This is a genomic window from Cellvibrio sp. UBA7671, from assembly GCA_002483145.1.
GTDB classification, from domain to species: Bacteria; Pseudomonadota; Gammaproteobacteria; order Pseudomonadales; family Cellvibrionaceae; genus Cellvibrio; species Cellvibrio fibrivorans.
The window spans coordinates 542106-558523 of the sequence record DLHJ01000016.1; the positions used below are offsets into that span (position 1 = coordinate 542106).

A 16418-nucleotide genomic window follows, 5' to 3' on the forward strand; every position below is an offset into this window, starting at 1 on the left:
TGTTTAATCGTTTTACCAGAACAGCCGATGGAAGCGATTCCATCGGCTGTTTTTTTTAGGACGGTTTCGATGTAATTGGTTTTCCGCACAGTTGCGGTGTGACCAGTTATACACAAATCCATCTCACTTTTTACAGAGGCAAGTGAGATGCCCCATCTTTAAGCAGTTTTCCAAAAGTGAGAAGAGAAAGTCCGGCTAATAGTTGAAGCTTACTAGTGTGTTAGTTCATCAACACACCACCACAATTCCAATAAAAATTTTGGCGTGACAGTTGTTGTTTTCCAAAAGTCGCGCTTAACGGTAAGTCAAAACAATCAGCTAATTCCCTTGTCCGGTCAGCGCATTCAATAACGATAAGATCTCGTCAGAGGCGTGAATGCCAGTGGCTGGAAAGGAACCAGTGGAGACAATTATGCAAACCATCACCCTGGGCAGGATGCTATTTCTGCTCTGTTCACTGCTTATTAGTCACAATCTCTTTGCCCAAACGAATCTTGCGCTTAATAAGACGGCTACGGCCAGCACGTCGCTCACCTCTGCGCTCAATGCGGTGGATGGCAATGGCGGTACCCGTTGGGAATCTGCCCATGGTATTAGCCCGTCATGGTTGAGTGTCGATCTTGGCGCCAGCTATAACTTGTCTTCAGTCGTTATCGATTGGGAGGCGGCCAATGCAGCCAACTATGAGGTGCAAGGTTCAATCAATGGCACGAGTTGGAATACTATCGCCAGCCGTACCGGCGGCACTTTTGGTACGCGTACCGATACAGTCGCGGCCAGCGGTTCCTATCGCTATGTGCGCATTAATTGTACCCAGCGCAGTACCGGCAATAACTGGGGCTATTCGATCTGGGAACTGAAGGTGTATGGCGCGGTACCTGTGAGTAGCAGCGCCGCCAGCATCCCCGCGAACCTGAATCTTGCGACCGGTGCGATAGTGGCGGCCAGCAGCCAGCAGCAACCCGCCGCGTTGGCGATTGATAACAACCCCGGTACCCGCTGGGAGTCAACCCACGCCATTGACCCAACCTGGATCAGCCTGGATTTTGGCTCAGCTAAAACCCTGAATTCGGTGGTAATTGATTGGGAGGCAGCCAATGCCGCCAATTACCTTGTGCAAGGCTCGAATAACAATGCAACCTGGACCGATCTGGCGAGCCGTACCGGCGGTACTTTTGGTGCACGCACCGATACGCTTGCCGTAACCGGCTCTTATCGTTATTTGCGTGTGTATAGCACGGCGCGCAGTGCAGGCAACCAATGGGGCTATTCGATTTTTGAACTGAAAGTCTATGGTTCTGGCGGTACAGGTAGCAGCGTCGCCAGCAGTGCTACGCCTGGCAGTGTTGCTCCCAGTAGTATCCCTGCGTCTTCATCGAGCCGCTCATCGACACCGGCAGTGCCTTCATCCAGCAGTGTGGCGGCCAGTATTCCCGCCAATGTGAACTACAAGCCGCTGTTCCCGACCCAGTTTTCGCAAGAAGTATCGCGCAACTGGCGCATTGAGCCAGACGGCACCATCGTCACCTTCGGCAGCGGTCGCGCGCGGGCGCGTCATGAAGCTGAAACTATCTTCTACACCTTTCCATCGTTCTATCACGAGCACCGCACCTTCAAGTTTGAGGTGCATGATCACACCCCGAAAGGTGAATCGCGCGTAGAGATTTTCTATGAACCTGAATACGCCAACTTTAATGATATTGGCTGCCGCAAGAGTTTGTTTAACCCTTACCGTTCCTACTTTGGTGATAACGGCGGCTTCACTCGTATTGCGACTGCTGATCCGGCGACTGGCAAGGGCGAGCGCTGGCGCTGTGTGGGAACCCGTTTTGTGCCGGGTGAACGCGAAGGTCAAACGACTTTGCGCACCGGTGAGTTCTATGACTTTGAATTCCAGCAATGGTTAGGTTTCACCGAGACTGATCCAAAAGTCAGCGCCCAGCGCGTTTACTACACGGATACCTTCCGCATCAAACTGGGCAGCCCGGGTTTGTATATCGTCAACAATGATGAGCTGAATGCGAAACTGTCTGCCGGTGGCGCCGCTACGGCAGCACCAGTGCGCGCGTTTAAAGGAATCGCGCAAGCGGATGTCATCAGCACTTCCGGTGTGTTGGTGGATTCCAGTGGTCAGGGCTATATGCCGGTTCGTTCGCCACAGGGTATCGCCAAGGGCTACCAAAAGCCGTCTTATCTGGTTACCAATCCGGCCAACAATGCGACAGTGACTTATCGTGACGGTGGCCAGATTTTCACCGATCCGGTACTGGAATATGCGCCTACTGCAGCAAGCCCTTTTATTGTTGATCGCCATGATTACCTGTGGACTTCCTTCTTCCGCGAAGCCCTGAATACCCGCTGGGAAACCCACAATGGTTTCTTGAATGGCCGCCGCATTTTCCACACGGATTTTGTTAATGGTAAGCACTTTGAGCCGGGCAATCCGGATTTCCCCGAGCTGGCGAACCTGTCTACCGGCCTGACAATCAATAATTCCTGCGTGGGTTGCCATACCAATAATGGTCGCGGTTTGGCGCCAGTCGCGGGTCAGTTGCCCAATACCATGGCGGTAAAAGTCAGCTCCGGCAGTACCGATGCCCAGGGTAATGCATTGCCTCACGCGTATTTCGGCAAAGTATTACAGCCGCAATCGCGCAATGGCGGTGTACCGGCGGAAGCGACTACAAGCCTGAGTTACAGCACTGTTTCCGGTAATTTCAATGACGGCACAGCTTATCAACTGCAAGCACCCAGCTACTCGGTGCAAGTATTGGATCAGGCTGGCGGGCAAGTGAATTTCTTCTCGCCGCGCATGGCGCAAACCATTGTCGGACTGGGCTTATTGGAAGCGGTACCTGAAGCGACTTTGCTACAGCGCCATGATCTGAATGACAGCAACGGCGATGGTATTTCCGGCCGCGCGGTGCAGGTGACTGATGCCAAAACCGGTGACCAGCGTATCGGCCGCTTTGGCTGGAAAGCGAATATCGCCACGCTTGAGCAGTTCACTGCTGATGCGCTGCATGAAGATATAGGGGTAAGCACCAGTATCTTCCAGGGCCCCGCTTGTGGTGCCAACCAAACCGCCTGCCGCAATGCAGGGCCAGCGGGCGTTGAGTTGAGCGATGCGCGCGTCAATCTGGTTGCTGTATACATGCAGGCGCTGGGCGCACCGGCGCGTCGTCCCGAAACGGTCAATAACGCCGATGTCGTACGCGGTGAGCAAGTGTTTGCCAATCTCGGCTGCGGCGGTTGTCATACCCCGAGTATGACGACCGATTACGGGCACCCATTGGCAGAATTGCGCGGTCAAACCATCAAGCCCTACACCGATTTGTTGGTGCACGATATGGGTGATGGCCTGGCCGATCGCCTGACCAGCAATGCCGCGCTAAACCGCGAGTGGCGCACGCCGGCGCTCTGGGGCTTGGGTCTGACCGAGGCCGTCAATGGCCACACCCGCTTGTTACACGATGGTCGCGCACGCACTATCAACGAAGCGATTTTGTGGCACGGTGGTGAAGCGAGTGCGAGCCAATCCGCGTACAAAGCGGCGACGGCGGCGCAGCGCAATGATTTGATTAAATTCCTCGAATCCTTGTAATTAATTTGTGGCAAAAAAAACTCCCGTCAGGCAACTGGCGGGAGTTATTGCTTTTAAATTTTTGTTCTGTACTAACTAAAAAAATCACACCAAATCTTTATCTGTAGCAAATGACAATGCAAAAGATTTTGGCCCTACATTAATCGCACCGGTCATGCTCATCATCGACAGCATGGTTTTAACGTTGTACTGCTTACAGAATTCACGGAATTCCACGAGGATCGGTTCGTCTTTAATATCTTCCAACAAACCGCCATAACTCATCGCAACGACTTCGCTAGTCAAACCCTGTTGGATTTGTTTTTTTACATGGGCAAACAATTTTTCCAGCGCACCTAAAAAGCCTTTGCCGGTATCGATTTTATCGGTTGCACCGCGGTGCAATTGCACAATCGGGCGCAGGTTTAATGCGCTTGCCAATTTAAAATTAATCCATGAAATATTGTTGTCGCCTTTGCGCAGATGACGGCGTTCACGCATATAAGACAAATCATTTGGAATTAAGTAGCCGTACACCTGATCGCGCATGTTATCGATTTCGCGAATGGATTTATTCAGGGGCAAATTATCCACATGGATGCGTTTTACTAATTCATATACCAGCAGCGCGTGGCCGGTAAACATGGACATGGAATCGTACAAGCGAATGCGGAAAGGTGCGCGGCCTTCAGTTCTTTCCATCTCGCGGAATTTCGGTTCGTTTACCAGAGCCGCTTCAGACACGCGTTTGAATACATCGCTCTTTTTGCTGTTGATGGTGACGACTTGCACCAAATCGTATTTCGGCAGCAAACGCTCCCTGAGGATATCGGTCATGTCGTTGACGGAGAGTGGATCGGATTGCGCCAAACCATAGACATCGCGTGAATGATTTTTGTAAAAATTCAACATGGTTTGAGGATCACGATAATCCAGCTCCTGCCCTTTGGAGTGGTTGATATAAATGGGCAGCACTTCAATGTTGTGTTGTTGAATAAACTTTGCAGGCAAATCGCAAGTCGAATCTACGGCAATACACGTCCTGGATGACATTTTCTTTCTCCACTGGATTACAGCATTGTTGTAAGAATGGTTGGCGCCCTCCTTGGCATGTTGGTCCTTGTCGCTCCCGCTGTGTTTTTTGGTATACAGCCGTTGAGCAGATGGTGCCAGTATCGATCTTGGGACGATAAAGCAGTAGTCGCATAAATCACCGCGCTTTGTGAGGAATCGCGGAAGTTGTTGTGCGGTCAGGACGACAAGCGTGTAAGCCATGGCTTACAAAAGGTGGGCGGAAATCTGCAAAACGGTTATAAGTGAAGGAGGCTTTTTAACTGCTGATGGGAAGAATGGGTAGGCAGACGCTAAAACGCGCACCACCAAGTTCCGAGCGGTGGATGCTGATGTTGCCCTCGTAGCTGCGCACAATTTCGGCGGCGACGGCAAGGCCAATGCCCTGCCCGGGAATGGTGGTATCCAGCCGCTGGCCGCGCTCCAGAATCCGCTCAGTCTGATCGTCGGGAACACCGGGGCCGTCGTCTTCAATATCAATGCGCAGTTGGGTATCTTCAACGAACGAGCGCACGCGAACTTGTTTATTGCCGTATTTAAAGGCGTTTTCCAGCATATTGCCGAATAATTCCATTACATCCTGTTCATCGCCTGCAACTATCGAGTTGGGCGCCAAATCCAGTTCCTGCTCCATGTGTTTATGTGCATAGACTTTCTGCAGTGCGGCAAATAGCCGCTGCGCGATGGGCTCAAGGCGGGTACGACGGAAGGTGCCTTTTTGCTGGCTGGAGACCGCTCGCTGCAATTGGTAAGTCACGACCTGGTTCATGCGCGCCACCTGTTCGCTGGCAATTTGCTGCAGCTCGCCGTCGGATTCCACACCTTCAACCAGCTTGCTTTGCAACACGGCCAGCGGTGTTTTCAGGCTGTGGGCGAGGTCGGCCAAGCTGTTGCGGTAACGCTGGCGCAAGGCCTGTTCGCGCTCCAATACCTGGTTGAGGTTATCGACAATTTTTTGTAGTTCTCTGGGGTGTTCGCCAGCGATATTGCTGGTGTCGCCGCTCTGCATCGCTTTTAGCGCCTGTGCCAATTTCCCCAGCGGGCGAAGGCCCCAGCGCAGGATCAGCGTTTGCGCGATCAATAAAAAAATCCCTGCCGCGCCCAGCCAGCGCCAGAGTTCATTGCGGTAGGCTTTGAGTTCGGCGGTGTATTCATCGGCACTGTGCGCAACAACAAAGTGGAATGGAGTGGGGGTGCCGCGTGCATCTTCCCACTTGACCGTGTAGCGCGCGATAAAGTGCAGGTTGCCGCCCAGCAGTTTCTCGCTGAACAGCATTTTGCCGGGGGTGTTGCTTTTGGCGATGCGTTTGTAGTCCGGCGGGTCGCTCAGGGCTGCCGAGTTGGAACGCCAGACCAGCTTGGATTGGTTGTCGAAAATGTAGCTATAGAGTCCGGAATTGGGATGTTCAAAGTCGGCGTCGCTGAGGGTGACGGGCATGCGCAGACTGTGGATTTTCTCGTTTTTGGTGATGGGTTCAGCCACGCTCATTAATAGGTTGACGTGGCCGCGCAAGCGCGAACGCTCGGCCACCTCCAAACTGTTTTCAAACGCGCGGTCAAGGAAGAAGCCGGTCAGCCCCAAAAACAGTGGCAGCAGCAGCGCCGATGCCAGCAGCAGGCGCGAGGCAATCGACGAGAAGCGGGCGATCACGGGCTTACTGCTTATCAAGGTTGAACCGGTAGCCGAGGCCGCGCTGTGTGCTGATCAAATTCAAGCTGCCATCCGGATCGAGTTTTTTACGCAAACGGCCGACAAATACTTCGATCACGTTGCTATCGCGGTCGTAATCCTGCGCATATAGGTGTTCAGTCAGCTCGCTTTTGGAGATGTTCTTACCAGCGTGTAGGGCGAGATAGGTGAGGGTGTTGTACTCAAAGCTGGTGAGTTCAACTTCGGTTTCATCGCGGTGCACACGTTTGGCGCTGGTATCAATCGTGATGGGTCCGTAGCGCAAGACTGAGGAGGCATGGCCGCTGGCGCGACGCAACAGAGCATGGATGCGCGCGCGCAACTCTTCCGGGTGGAAGGGTTTGGTCAGGTAATCGTCGGCACCGGCTTCCAGGCCACTAACTTTGTCCTGCCAATTGCCGCGTGCGGTCAGAATCAAAATGGGGAAGTTGCGCTCTTTGGCGCGCAGTTCGCGGATCAGTTGAGTGCCGTCTAGCAGCGGTAGCCCCAAGTCGATGATCGCCAGATCGTAGTCATATTCGCTGCCGAGGAACAGGCCTTCGCGGCCATCGGCGGCGGCATCACAGGCATATTTTTCGGTGGCCATCAGGCTGAGAATTTGTTCGCGCAGGGGTTTTTCATCTTCAACGATCAAAATACGCATGGATCGGTCCTGGATTTATTGATGGATTAAGTGCAGTGGTTAAATCGAGAGAATTACTAGTGGTTGAGCAATTGACCAGTTTGGCCATCGACATTAATAACGCGCATGCGCCCGGCGTTGAGTACTTTAACACCATAGACCACGCGGGTATCGTCTTGCTGCGTATTGACGCTCATGACTTGTCCACCCACTTTGTTGCGCACCAATTCGGCGGCTTCAGCGGGCGAGAGTTTGGGTTCCGGGGCAGTCGGGGCAATGGTATCAGTATCGATCAGGCTGTTATCTGGTTCACTGGAGGGAAGCCCCATGTCACTGCCGATCAAGTCATTGGACTGGGCAATACCCAGTTGGCAGCTCAATAGCAGCGTTGCCAACAAAAGGAATGTTTGCAGAAAAGGGCCGGGGCGCACGCGGAAGGTTTTTGAGTACAGCATGACAAATTCCAACAAGAAGGCATTCAAATAAATTCTACGCCTTCACTATCGCCCGTGTTTTGGCAAAGGTCAATTTGACCTTTGCCAATTCGTTGAGTGATTAATGACGGCCTCTCACATGCACAATGCGGGCGCCGGGGTGATGACGGGTTTCTGTGTGATAGATACGGTCATCGTAGGCGTAGGTCACATCATAACCGACTAGCTGGCGTTCATATTCGGTGCGGTAACGCGTGTTGCAGACCTCGCGGTCTTCATAGCGCGTTACACGGCGGCTGCCGCCAGCAACATCGTTGCCAATGGCTGCACCAATTAGGCCACCGGCAGCAGTTGCGTGGTTGCTGCGGCCAACTTCATGGCCAATCGCCGCACCGATCAAGCCACCCACTACGGTGCCTTTAAAAGAATCGCCGCCGCGTTGACGCTCGCTGTAGGCCACCGTTTCGACATGGCAGGAATCCATGGGTACTTCTACAGCGACGGTGCGGTAAATCGGTCTGCTCGACACCACGCGCGCATATTCGGTGTACTCAACCACGTGGTAAGAATGGCGATGGTGGTCGTGGTGTTTGTGCTTATGGTGACGGTCGCGATCAGCCAGGGCGTTGTTAGCCAGCAACAGGCTGCTGGCCAGGGTGCTGATTAATAACAGGCTTTTCATGATGTATATCTCGTATGGTTGATGGTGACTCCCGGTTGGTTGGGAGTGGAACCAGACTAAGCCTTTTAAGATGAACGAAAACTGAAATGTCACCGAGCAATCTTGTGCGTTCCGTCGCAATCCGGATAAACCGCGTTAAAGAGTCTGAATCGCGGAAATAAAGCCAGCTTCAGCGCCAAAAGTGTGCGCAACTCGGGTTATAATCGCGGCCATTTTTTCTGAATTGCCCGCAACAGGTTGTTTCATGTCTGAATTGAACGTTAAAGAGTACATGGCCGAGCTTGGCCGCAAAGCGCGTATCGCCTCCCGTGTGATCGCTGCTGCCCCCACTGCATTGAAAAACAAAGCGCTGTTGGCGATTGCCAATGAATTGGATAAATCGCGTATTACGCTGGTGTCGGAAAATCAAAAGGACCTTGCAGCTGGCAAAGCAAATGGCCTAGATGCCGCCATGCTCGACCGCTTGGCTGTTAAGCCAGCGACGATCGACGGCATGATTGAAGGCTTGCGCCAGGTCGCGGCGCTCGCTGATCCCTGCGGTGAAATCACCGGTATGAGCTATCGCCCGAGCGGCATCCAGGTGGGCAAAATGCGCGTGCCTTTGGGGGTGGTGGGGATCATTTACGAATCGCGCCCCAACGTGACTATCGATGCGGCGAGTCTGTGCTTAAAATCCGGTAACGCGGCAATTTTGCGTGGCGGCAGTGAGGCTATCCATTCCAATCGTGCCATCGCCAATTGTTTGCAAGCTGGTCTGAAAGCGGCTGGTTTACCTGCCGATGTGGTGCAAGTGGTGGAAACCACAGACCGCGCAGCTGTGGGTGAGTTGATCACCATGCCGCAATTTGTGGATGTGATTGTTCCTCGCGGTGGTAAAGGCTTGATCGAACGTATCAGCACTGATGCAAAAGTACCGGTGATCAAACACCTCGATGGTATTTGCCATGTGTACATTGACGATAAGGCGGATCTCGACAAAGCCTTCACCATTTCCATGAACGCCAAGACCCATCGCTACGGTGTGTGCAATGCGATGGAAACCTTGCTGGTGCATGAGCAAGTTGCCGCGCAAATTCTGCCGCGCCTCGCTGCGGCTTACGCTGAAAAAGGTGTTGAGCTGCGCGGCGATGAAAAGACCCGCGATCTGATCAGTGCCAATGTGGCGACTGAAGAAGATTGGGCGACCGAATATCTCGCGCCAATTTTGTCGATCAAAATTGTGTCCGGTTTGGATGAAGCCATCGCGCATATCAACCAATACAGTTCGCAACATACCGATGCAATTGTCAGTGAAGACTACACCCGCGCGCGCCGCTTTATTACCGAGGTAGATTCAGCGTCGGTAATGGTCAATGCCTCAACCCGTTTTGCTGATGGTTTTGAATACGGTTTGGGCGCTGAAATTGGGATCTCCACCGACAAAATCCATGCGCGCGGCCCGGTTGGTCTTGAAGGCCTGACCTCGCAAAAATGGGTGGTGTTTGGCGATGGACACATCCGTGCGTAACCCCTCATGCGCAAGCGCATAGGTATTTTCGGCGGTACGTTTGATCCGATCCATATCGGACACTTGCGCATCGCACTGGAAATAAAACAACAGCTGCAATTGGATGAAATGCATTTGCTGCCGTGTTATTTGCCTCCGCATCGTCCAACACCCGGGGCGAGTGCAAGCCAGCGCGTGGACATGCTGGAGATAGCGTTGCAAAGCTGCACGGAATTGCGAATAGATAAGCGCGAATTGCAGCGCGATAAACCTTCCTATACTTACGACACCCTGCATGAATTGCGTGCTGAAGTAGGCGAACACAACAGTTTGTGTTTGTGTATGGGAATGGACAGTTTTGCGACGCTCGATACCTGGCATAACTGGATGCAATTGTTGCAGTTGGCACATATCGTAGTCGTTGCGCGTCCGGGTTGGTTTTTGCCGGAGTCGGGAGCAGTGGCCGATTTGTTGCAATCCAATCGCGCTGATAGCACGGTGATTTCGCAAAAGTCAGCGGGTGCGATTGTGTTGTTGGAGCAGCGGTTACTGCCCATCTCCGCTACTGATATTCGCGCGCAAATTCACGCCGGAAATTCGCCGCAGTTTTTGGTCCCCGATGGAGTGTGGAATTACATTCGCAGCAATGGTCTTTATCAATAAGCCGCGCTCTTGATTAATCTTTTTTACATTTTATTTTTGAATTTTTTATTAATAGGTAACTGAATGTCAGATTTAAACAAAGCGATCATTAACGCCCTTGAAAACCTCAAAGGCAAAGACATAGTGACGCTCGATGTGCACGAACTCACCGATGTGATGGACACCCTGATTATTGCCAGCGGTACCTCCAGCCGTCACTCGCGTTCATTAGCTGAAAACTTGGTGGAAGAAACCAAAAAAGCCGGCTTTCGCGCTTTGGGCATTGAAGGTTTGGAAACCGGTGATTGGGTTTTGGTGGACTACGGCGATACAGTGGTGCATGTGATGCAACAGGAGGCGCGTGATTATTACGAGTTGGAAAAACTCTGGTCGATGAAACCGGCCAATCGTGACAAACCCATTAGCGGTTGATAAATAGTCGCTATGCGCATTCGCATTATCGCTGTTGGCACTAAAATGCCCGACTGGGTTGAAGCTGGCTATGCGGAATACGCCAAACGTATGCCGCGCGATGTCACGGTAGAAATGGTGGAATTGCCGCTCGCCCAGCGCAGTAAAAATAGCGATATTGCCAAGGTGATGGAAAAAGAAGGCGAGGCCATGCTCGCGGTGATTGAAAAAGGCGGCAAAGACGAACAAGTGATTGCACTTGAGGTCAAAGGCAAGCCTTGGAGCACCGAACAGCTCGCGGAAAATCTCGCGGGCTGGAAAATGAGTGGATCAAATTATTCATTGCTGATCGGTGGCCCTGATGGTTTGGCGCCGGCGTGCTTGGCGCTGGCAACAATAAAGTGGTCGCTCTCACCGCTCACCTTACCTCATCCTTTGGTGCGCATTTTGGTGATCGAGCAACTTTATCGAGCCTGTACGATTTTGCAAAATCATCCATATCACAAATAATGATATCGCCAAGGCCAGGTTAAAAAACCTACAACACTATCAACCTTGATTTATACGAGTTCCCGACCCGAACATGCAAGAATCCCAACAGTTTAAAGATCACCAGCGCGAGGCAAAAATATTTCGCAGCCGCGTAGTGGTGATGGCGGTATTTATGCTGCTGTTGGTGTCAATCCTGGTGTATCGCTATTACGATTTGCAAATCGTCAATTACGAAGAGTACGCCACCCAATCTGATCGCAATCGCGTACACGTGCAGCCGGTTCCACCAACCCGCGGTTTGATCTTTGACCGCAATGGCGAACTGCTTGCCGATAATAAAGCGAGTTTTACTCTCTCGGTTGTCAGTGCTGATGCCACCGAATTGAACAACACGATTGAGTTGCTTAAAAGCCTGATTGAAATTAGCGCGTCGGATTTGGGTAAGTTCTATAAAGCCCAAAAACAGCGTCGCCATAAACTCGACCCAGTTCCCCTGCGCTATCGTCTCACTGAAGAAGAAATTGCGCGCCTTGCGGTAAATCAGCATTTACTGGACGGTGTAGAGGTCAATGCGGAGCTGGTCCGCAATTATCCGCACAAGGACATGTTTGCCCATGTGATTGGCTATACCGGGCGCATCAGTGAAAAGGAGGTGGATGCGTTCACGCCTGAGCAATTGCAGCGTTATTCCGGTACCCACGCCATCGGTAAGATTGGGATCGAGGCGAGTTACGAAGATGTGTTGCTGGGTGAAGTTGGCAGCCAGAACGTGGAGACCAATGCACGCGGTCGTGTTATGCGCATTCTTGATCGCATAGATTCCAAGCAGGGCAGCGATTTGCGCCTGCATTTGGATGCGCGCATGCAGGAGACCGCCGTCGCTGCCATGCGTGGCCGGCGCGGCGCAGTAGTGGCGATTGATGTGAAAACCGGCGGCGTTTTAGCGGCGGTGAGCTACCCCGGTTTTGACCCTAATTTGTTTGTGACGGGCATTGGCTATCGCGATTACAAAAGTCTTAATGAGGACATAGATACCCCGTTGTTTAACCGCTTTTTACAGGCTCAATACCCGCCCGGTTCAACTATAAAGCCGGTGATTGGTCTTGCTGGTTTGCATACGGGGTTTACCGATGTCAATCGCGCCATTTCGGACCGCGGCGTATTTACCTTGCCCGGCAGTTCACGTCTCTATCGCGATTGGGTGCTGGCCAGAACCGGTGGTGGCCATGGCCGGGTGGATCTCAAAGCGGCCATTTCCCAATCCTGTGATACCTACTTCTGGGATCTGGGCAACCGCATGGGGATCGACAATATCAGTAGTTTTGGCGGGCATTTTGGCCTCGGTAACCTCACCGGCATAGATATTCCCAGCGAACGCAAAGGCCTGTGGCCCTCGCGCGAGTGGAAGCGTGCGGCACGGCGCGAAGCTTGGTACCCGGGCGATACGGTCAATATTTCGATTGGGCAGGGCATGGTGCTGGCGACCCCCATGCAATTGGCGGTGATGACTGCCACTATCGCCAATCGAGGTGTCCGCTATCGGCCGCAATTTATCCAGAAAATTGGTGATCAGGTGCATGAGCCGATTGTCGATGAGATATTCGAAACCAAACCCGAATATTGGGATGCGATTATCGGTGGCATGGAAGAGGTAATGCACGGTGCACGCGGCACGGCGCGGCGGGTATCGGAGCGCTCTGAATATCGGATGGCGGGCAAGTCGGGTACGGCGCAGGTAGTAGCGATCGCCCAAAACGCCAAATACAACTCAGCGCTGCTGAAAGAGCGCCATCGCGACCACGCCCTGTTTGTGGCCTTTGCGCCGGTTGAGGCACCGCAAATTGCAGTGGCGGTGATGCTTGAAAATGCCGAAGGGGGATCGAGCCAAGCCGCACCAGTTGCGCGCGCGATGATGGATGCCCATCTCTTGGGTTATTACCTCAAAGCTGACGAATTTGTTCCACCTGTAGGATTCCACCACGCTGCCATTATCAAGCGCGCGAACAACTACATCGCCGAGCGCAAAGCCGTGCGGGTGGCTAAAGAGGCGGAATTAGCTGCGAAAGCGGCCGTGCAAGCTGTAGATACTTCTTCATCAGCTGCGTCTGCTGCGGTTCTGGAGACCACTCATGAGTAAACAGGATTTCCTGCGACGCATGCCGGAGGCGGCGAGTGCTTTCAGCCGCCGCGCGCGTCTCGCCGAGCGTCTGCATATCGATTTTTTCCTGCTGCTGCTGTTGATGTTGCTGACAGTGATTGGCCTGACTGTGCTCTACAGCGCCAGTGGGCACAACTTGCCGAGCGTGGAAAAGCAGGGCACTTTTTTTATGATTGCCTACGTCACCATGTTTATAGTCGCGCAGATTCCGGTCGAGTTTATGCGGCGCATGGCGCCCTTCGCCTATGTGGGTGGCGTCTTGTTATTGCTGGCGGTGACTATTTTTGGCGATATTTCCATGGGCGCCCAGCGTTGGCTACAGATCGGCAGCTTCCGTTTCCAGCCATCGGAAATCATGAAACTCGCCATGCCCATCACCATTGCGGCCTACCTCAGCCGTGGCTTTTTACCGCCGCGATTCACTCAGGTCATCATAGTGCTCGGGTTGATCGGTCTACCCACAGCCCTGATTATCGAACAGCCCGACTTGGGCACCTCCATCCTGGTCGCCACTTCGGGCATTATGGTGTTGTTTTTCTCCGGCCTGCTCTGGCGTTATATCGCTGCTGCCGTGGTGGTGTTTGGCGCAAGTCTCTGGCCAATCTGGCATTTTATGCTGCACGATTACCAGCGCCAGCGGGTGCTGACCATGCTTGACCCCACGCAGGATCCACTGGGAACCGGGTGGAATATAATCCAGTCGAAAACGGCAATTGGCTCTGGTGGCCTGTCGGGCAAAGGCTGGATGGAAGGCACCCAATCGCGCCTGGATTTCCTGCCTGAAGGCCACACGGATTTTATTATTGCAGTTATGTCAGAAGAGTTTGGCCTACTCGGGGTGATACTCTTATTGGCCATTTACGCGATGGTCATTATTCGCGGCTTGATGATTGCGGTGAACTCGCAAAGCAGTTTTGGCCGTCTGCTCGCTGCGGCTGTGAGTTCAACGTTTTTTGTTTATGTGTTCGTCAATATGGGTATGGTGTCAGGCATAGTGCCGGTGGTCGGTGTACCCTTACCCCTGATCAGCCAGGGCGGCACGGCGATTGTTGCGCTCTTTGCCGGTTTCGGTTTGTTGATGGCAATTGCCACTGAGAAAAAACGGGTAATGACCCCCCAGTCTTGATCCATATACCGCCGGTTAGTGGATAGGAAAATGCGTTAAACGAGGTTTTATGTTGTCTTTCTGTTATAGCGTTTCAAAAAAATGCCTGAGTATTCTAGCGGGTGCAAGCCTGAGTGTTATTGCGGCGGCGGATTACAGTCAGCATCCACTGGCGGCTGGTTTTGTCGATGAAATGGTAAAGCAGCATGGCTTTACCGCCGAGGAAATTACTCAATGGTTGAGTAAGGCAGAAAAGCGTCAACCGATTTTGGAGGCGATTGCGCGCCCGGCAGAAAAATCCAAAACCTGGAAAGAATATCGGCCGATTTTTATCGTGCCTATGCGCATCACCAATGGTGTTGCGTTTTGGAATGAGCATCGCGCCGCACTGACGCGCGCCGAAAAAGAATATGGTGTGCCCGCCGAAATTATTGTGGCGATTATCGGTGTGGAAACTAACTACGGCAAAAATACCGGCAGCTGGTATGTGATTGATGCGCTCACCACCCTTGCGTTTGATTATCCGCCGCGCGCGCCATTTTTCCGCTCTGAATTGGTGAATTATTTTATTCTCACGCGCGAGCAAAAACACAATCCGCTGGAGTTCAAAGGCTCTTATGCAGGTGCCATGGGCTATGGTCAATTTATGCCGTCAAGCTACCGCAATTTTGCTGTCGATTTCAGCGGTGATGGTTTTACCGATATCTGGAATAACCCCACCGATGCGATTGGCAGTGTCGCCAACTATTTCAAAAAGCATGGATGGCAAACCGGCAAAGCAGTTGTGGTTCCGGCTAGGTTGACCAAAGCGCGCGATACTCTGTTGGCCAACGAGTCTTTCAATAAAGTAGAACCACCCAGTATTAAAGTGAGTGAATGGAAAAAAGCAGGTATCGCATCCGCCAAAAAAATTGCCCGCAACACACCGGCGATCGCGCTTGAATTTGATGGCGCCAATGGCTTGGAATATTGGCTCGGTTTGCAGAATTTTTACACCATCACCCGCTACAACCGCAGCCCCATGTACGCCATGGCAGTGTACGATTTAAGCCTTGATATCAAACAAGCGATGCGTAACATCGATAAACCATCTGCGGGAGCAGCCCACTAATGCTATCAATGCCCCGAACTGGCTCTGCCAATAAAATACAAAAAAGAAATATCGCACTGGTATTCATTTGCTGTGTTTTATTGGCGGCCTGTTCAGGCAATAAACCCAAGTCCGGTAAGCCCACTAAATCCTCTGAGCCATACAACCCCAATGATGGCCGCTACGAACACGATAAGGATTTTGGGCCAAGCGAAGACATTGATATGTCGCACGTGCCCGATGCTGTGCCGCGCTATGAAACACGCACCCGGGCAGGCAATAAAAATCCTTACACTGTGCTCGGCAAAACCTATCACCTGATCAAAGATGAAAGTTCCTATCGCGAGCGCGGTTACGCTTCCTGGTACGGCAATAAATTTAATGGACACAATACGTCCAATGGCGAACGCTACGATATGTACGCCATGACCGGTGCACATAAAACCTTGCCGATTCCCTCTTACGTGCGCGTGACCAATTTGGATAATGGCAAAAGCGTCGTTGTGCGTATTAATGACCGCGGCCCTTTTCACCAGGGACGCATTGTGGATTTGAGTTACGCCGCAGCGCAGCGCATTGGTATCCATAAAACTGGCACTGGCAGGGTCGAAGTAGAAATTGCATTGCCTGGTGATGCGGCGCCCATCCCGCGCCGCGCCGATAGCAAAACGCCAAAAAATCTTGAGCCGGCATTACCAGCGGGTACTTATTTACAGTTGGGTGCATTCAGCCAAAAAGATTCTGCACAGCAATTTGCGGCGAGTGTAGGTAGCAAACTGACTTATCCGATCATCATTAAATCTGCGGCACAACCTAAACAGGTACACCGCGTGCGCGTTGGCCCATTTAAAGACGCAAAAAGTTTGCAAGATGCTCGCGACCAATTAGCGCGGATTAAAATTTTTGAAGCGCATGTGGTTTATCAGTAAATCCGGTAGCGCTTGCACTTGAG

The 16418-nt window shown here is 52.4% G+C and carries 14 protein-coding genes; 9 read left to right on the forward strand and 5 right to left on the reverse strand.

What is annotated here, in order from left to right; translation table 11 throughout:
• Positions 1–412 precede the first annotated feature (412 nt).
• Complete coding sequence (locus B4E62_RS18160) at positions 413–3604, forward strand: di-heme oxidoredictase family protein (RefSeq protein WP_310067310.1); 3192 nt, start codon at positions 413–415, stop codon at positions 3602–3604.
• Positions 3605–3688: 84 nt separating this feature from the next.
• Here the strand turns inward: B4E62_RS18160 and B4E62_RS18165 are convergent, their stop codons facing one another.
• From B4E62_RS18165 to B4E62_RS18185, 5 genes are all read right to left on the reverse strand, one after another.
• On the reverse strand, positions 3689–4636 hold the full coding sequence (locus B4E62_RS18165) for a DegV family protein (protein WP_310067306.1): 948 nt from the start codon (positions 4634–4636) through the stop codon (positions 3689–3691).
• Between the two features lie 277 nt (positions 4637–4913).
• The gene (locus B4E62_RS18170) at positions 4914–6305 is read right to left on the reverse strand and encodes an ATP-binding protein (RefSeq protein WP_331353053.1); all 1392 of its coding nucleotides are present in this window, start codon (positions 6303–6305) and stop codon (positions 4914–4916) included.
• Between the two features lie 4 nt (positions 6306–6309).
• Entirely contained in the window at positions 6310–6987 is a 678-nt protein-coding gene (locus B4E62_RS18175; protein ID WP_310067301.1) for a response regulator transcription factor, read from the reverse strand.
• A 56-nt stretch (positions 6988–7043) separates the two neighbouring features.
• Positions 7044–7421 (reverse strand): hypothetical protein, encoded by a 378-nt coding sequence (locus B4E62_RS18180; protein WP_310067298.1) that lies wholly within the window; start codon positions 7419–7421, stop codon positions 7044–7046.
• 100 nt (positions 7422–7521) lie between these two features.
• Positions 7522–8082 carry a hypothetical protein gene (locus B4E62_RS18185; protein WP_310067296.1) on the reverse strand — a complete coding sequence of 187 codons (561 nt, stop codon included), beginning with the start codon at positions 8080–8082 and terminating at the stop codon, positions 7522–7524.
• Between the two features lie 253 nt (positions 8083–8335).
• Between B4E62_RS18185 and B4E62_RS18190 the strand changes: the two genes are divergently transcribed.
• The 8 genes from B4E62_RS18190 (at position 8336) to B4E62_RS18225 (ending at position 16395) form a co-directional block, all read left to right on the forward strand.
• Positions 8336–9589, forward strand: a complete 1254-nt coding sequence (locus B4E62_RS18190) for a glutamate-5-semialdehyde dehydrogenase (protein WP_310069403.1) — start codon at positions 8336–8338, stop codon at positions 9587–9589.
• A gap of 6 nt (positions 9590–9595) precedes the next feature.
• Positions 9596–10231, forward strand: a complete 636-nt coding sequence (gene nadD / locus B4E62_RS18195; protein WP_331353054.1) for a nicotinate-nucleotide adenylyltransferase — start codon at positions 9596–9598, stop codon at positions 10229–10231.
• Positions 10232–10294: 63 nt separating this feature from the next.
• On the forward strand, positions 10295–10642 hold the full coding sequence (gene rsfS, locus B4E62_RS18200; RefSeq protein WP_310067292.1) for a ribosome silencing factor: 348 nt from the start codon (positions 10295–10297) through the stop codon (positions 10640–10642).
• Between the two features lie 12 nt (positions 10643–10654).
• Complete coding sequence (gene rlmH, locus B4E62_RS18205; protein WP_331353055.1) at positions 10655–11131, forward strand: 23S rRNA (pseudouridine(1915)-N(3))-methyltransferase RlmH; 477 nt, start codon at positions 10655–10657, stop codon at positions 11129–11131.
• A gap of 73 nt (positions 11132–11204) precedes the next feature.
• Positions 11205–13250: a penicillin-binding protein 2 gene (gene mrdA, locus B4E62_RS18210; RefSeq protein WP_331353056.1), complete on the forward strand. Its 2046-nt coding sequence runs from the start codon at positions 11205–11207 to the stop codon at positions 13248–13250.
• Complete coding sequence (gene rodA / locus B4E62_RS18215; protein WP_310067285.1) at positions 13243–14397, forward strand: rod shape-determining protein RodA; 1155 nt, start codon at positions 13243–13245, stop codon at positions 14395–14397. The genes mrdA and rodA overlap by 8 nt, the downstream gene beginning before the upstream one ends.
• 49 nt (positions 14398–14446) lie before the next feature.
• Entirely contained in the window at positions 14447–15487 is a 1041-nt protein-coding gene (gene mltB / locus B4E62_RS18220) for a lytic murein transglycosylase B (RefSeq protein ID WP_331353057.1), read from the forward strand.
• The gene (locus B4E62_RS18225) at positions 15487–16395 is read left to right on the forward strand and encodes a septal ring lytic transglycosylase RlpA family protein (protein ID WP_331353058.1); all 909 of its coding nucleotides are present in this window, start codon (positions 15487–15489) and stop codon (positions 16393–16395) included. Before mltB ends, B4E62_RS18225 begins: the two co-directional genes overlap by 1 nt.
• Positions 16396–16418 lie beyond the last annotated feature (23 nt).

Excerpts from the sequence above, each read along its gene's own strand:
- B4E62_RS18160 (WP_310067310.1), top strand. The coding sequence starts at position 413 with ATGCAAACCATCACCCTGGGCAGGATGCTATTTCTGCTCTGTTCACTG.
- B4E62_RS18165 (WP_310067306.1), bottom strand. The coding sequence starts at position 4,636 with ATGTCATCCAGGACGTGTATTGCCGTAGATTCGACTTGCGATTTGCCT.
- B4E62_RS18175 (WP_310067301.1), bottom strand. The coding sequence starts at position 6,987 with ATGCGTATTTTGATCGTTGAAGATGAAAAACCCCTGCGCGAACAAATT.
- B4E62_RS18180 (WP_310067298.1), bottom strand. The coding sequence starts at position 7,421 with ATGCTGTACTCAAAAACCTTCCGCGTGCGCCCCGGCCCTTTTCTGCAA.
- B4E62_RS18185 (WP_310067296.1), bottom strand. The coding sequence starts at position 8,082 with ATGAAAAGCCTGTTATTAATCAGCACCCTGGCCAGCAGCCTGTTGCTG.
- nadD (WP_331353054.1), top strand. The coding sequence starts at position 9,596 with ATGCGCAAGCGCATAGGTATTTTCGGCGGTACGTTTGATCCGATCCAT.
- rsfS (WP_310067292.1), top strand. The coding sequence starts at position 10,295 with ATGTCAGATTTAAACAAAGCGATCATTAACGCCCTTGAAAACCTCAAA.
- rlmH (WP_331353055.1), top strand. The coding sequence starts at position 10,655 with ATGCGCATTCGCATTATCGCTGTTGGCACTAAAATGCCCGACTGGGTT.
- mrdA (WP_331353056.1), top strand. The coding sequence starts at position 11,205 with ATGCAAGAATCCCAACAGTTTAAAGATCACCAGCGCGAGGCAAAAATA.
- rodA (WP_310067285.1), top strand. The coding sequence starts at position 13,243 with ATGAGTAAACAGGATTTCCTGCGACGCATGCCGGAGGCGGCGAGTGCT.
- mltB (WP_331353057.1), top strand. The coding sequence starts at position 14,447 with ATGTTGTCTTTCTGTTATAGCGTTTCAAAAAAATGCCTGAGTATTCTA.
- B4E62_RS18225 (WP_331353058.1), top strand. The coding sequence starts at position 15,487 with ATGCTATCAATGCCCCGAACTGGCTCTGCCAATAAAATACAAAAAAGA.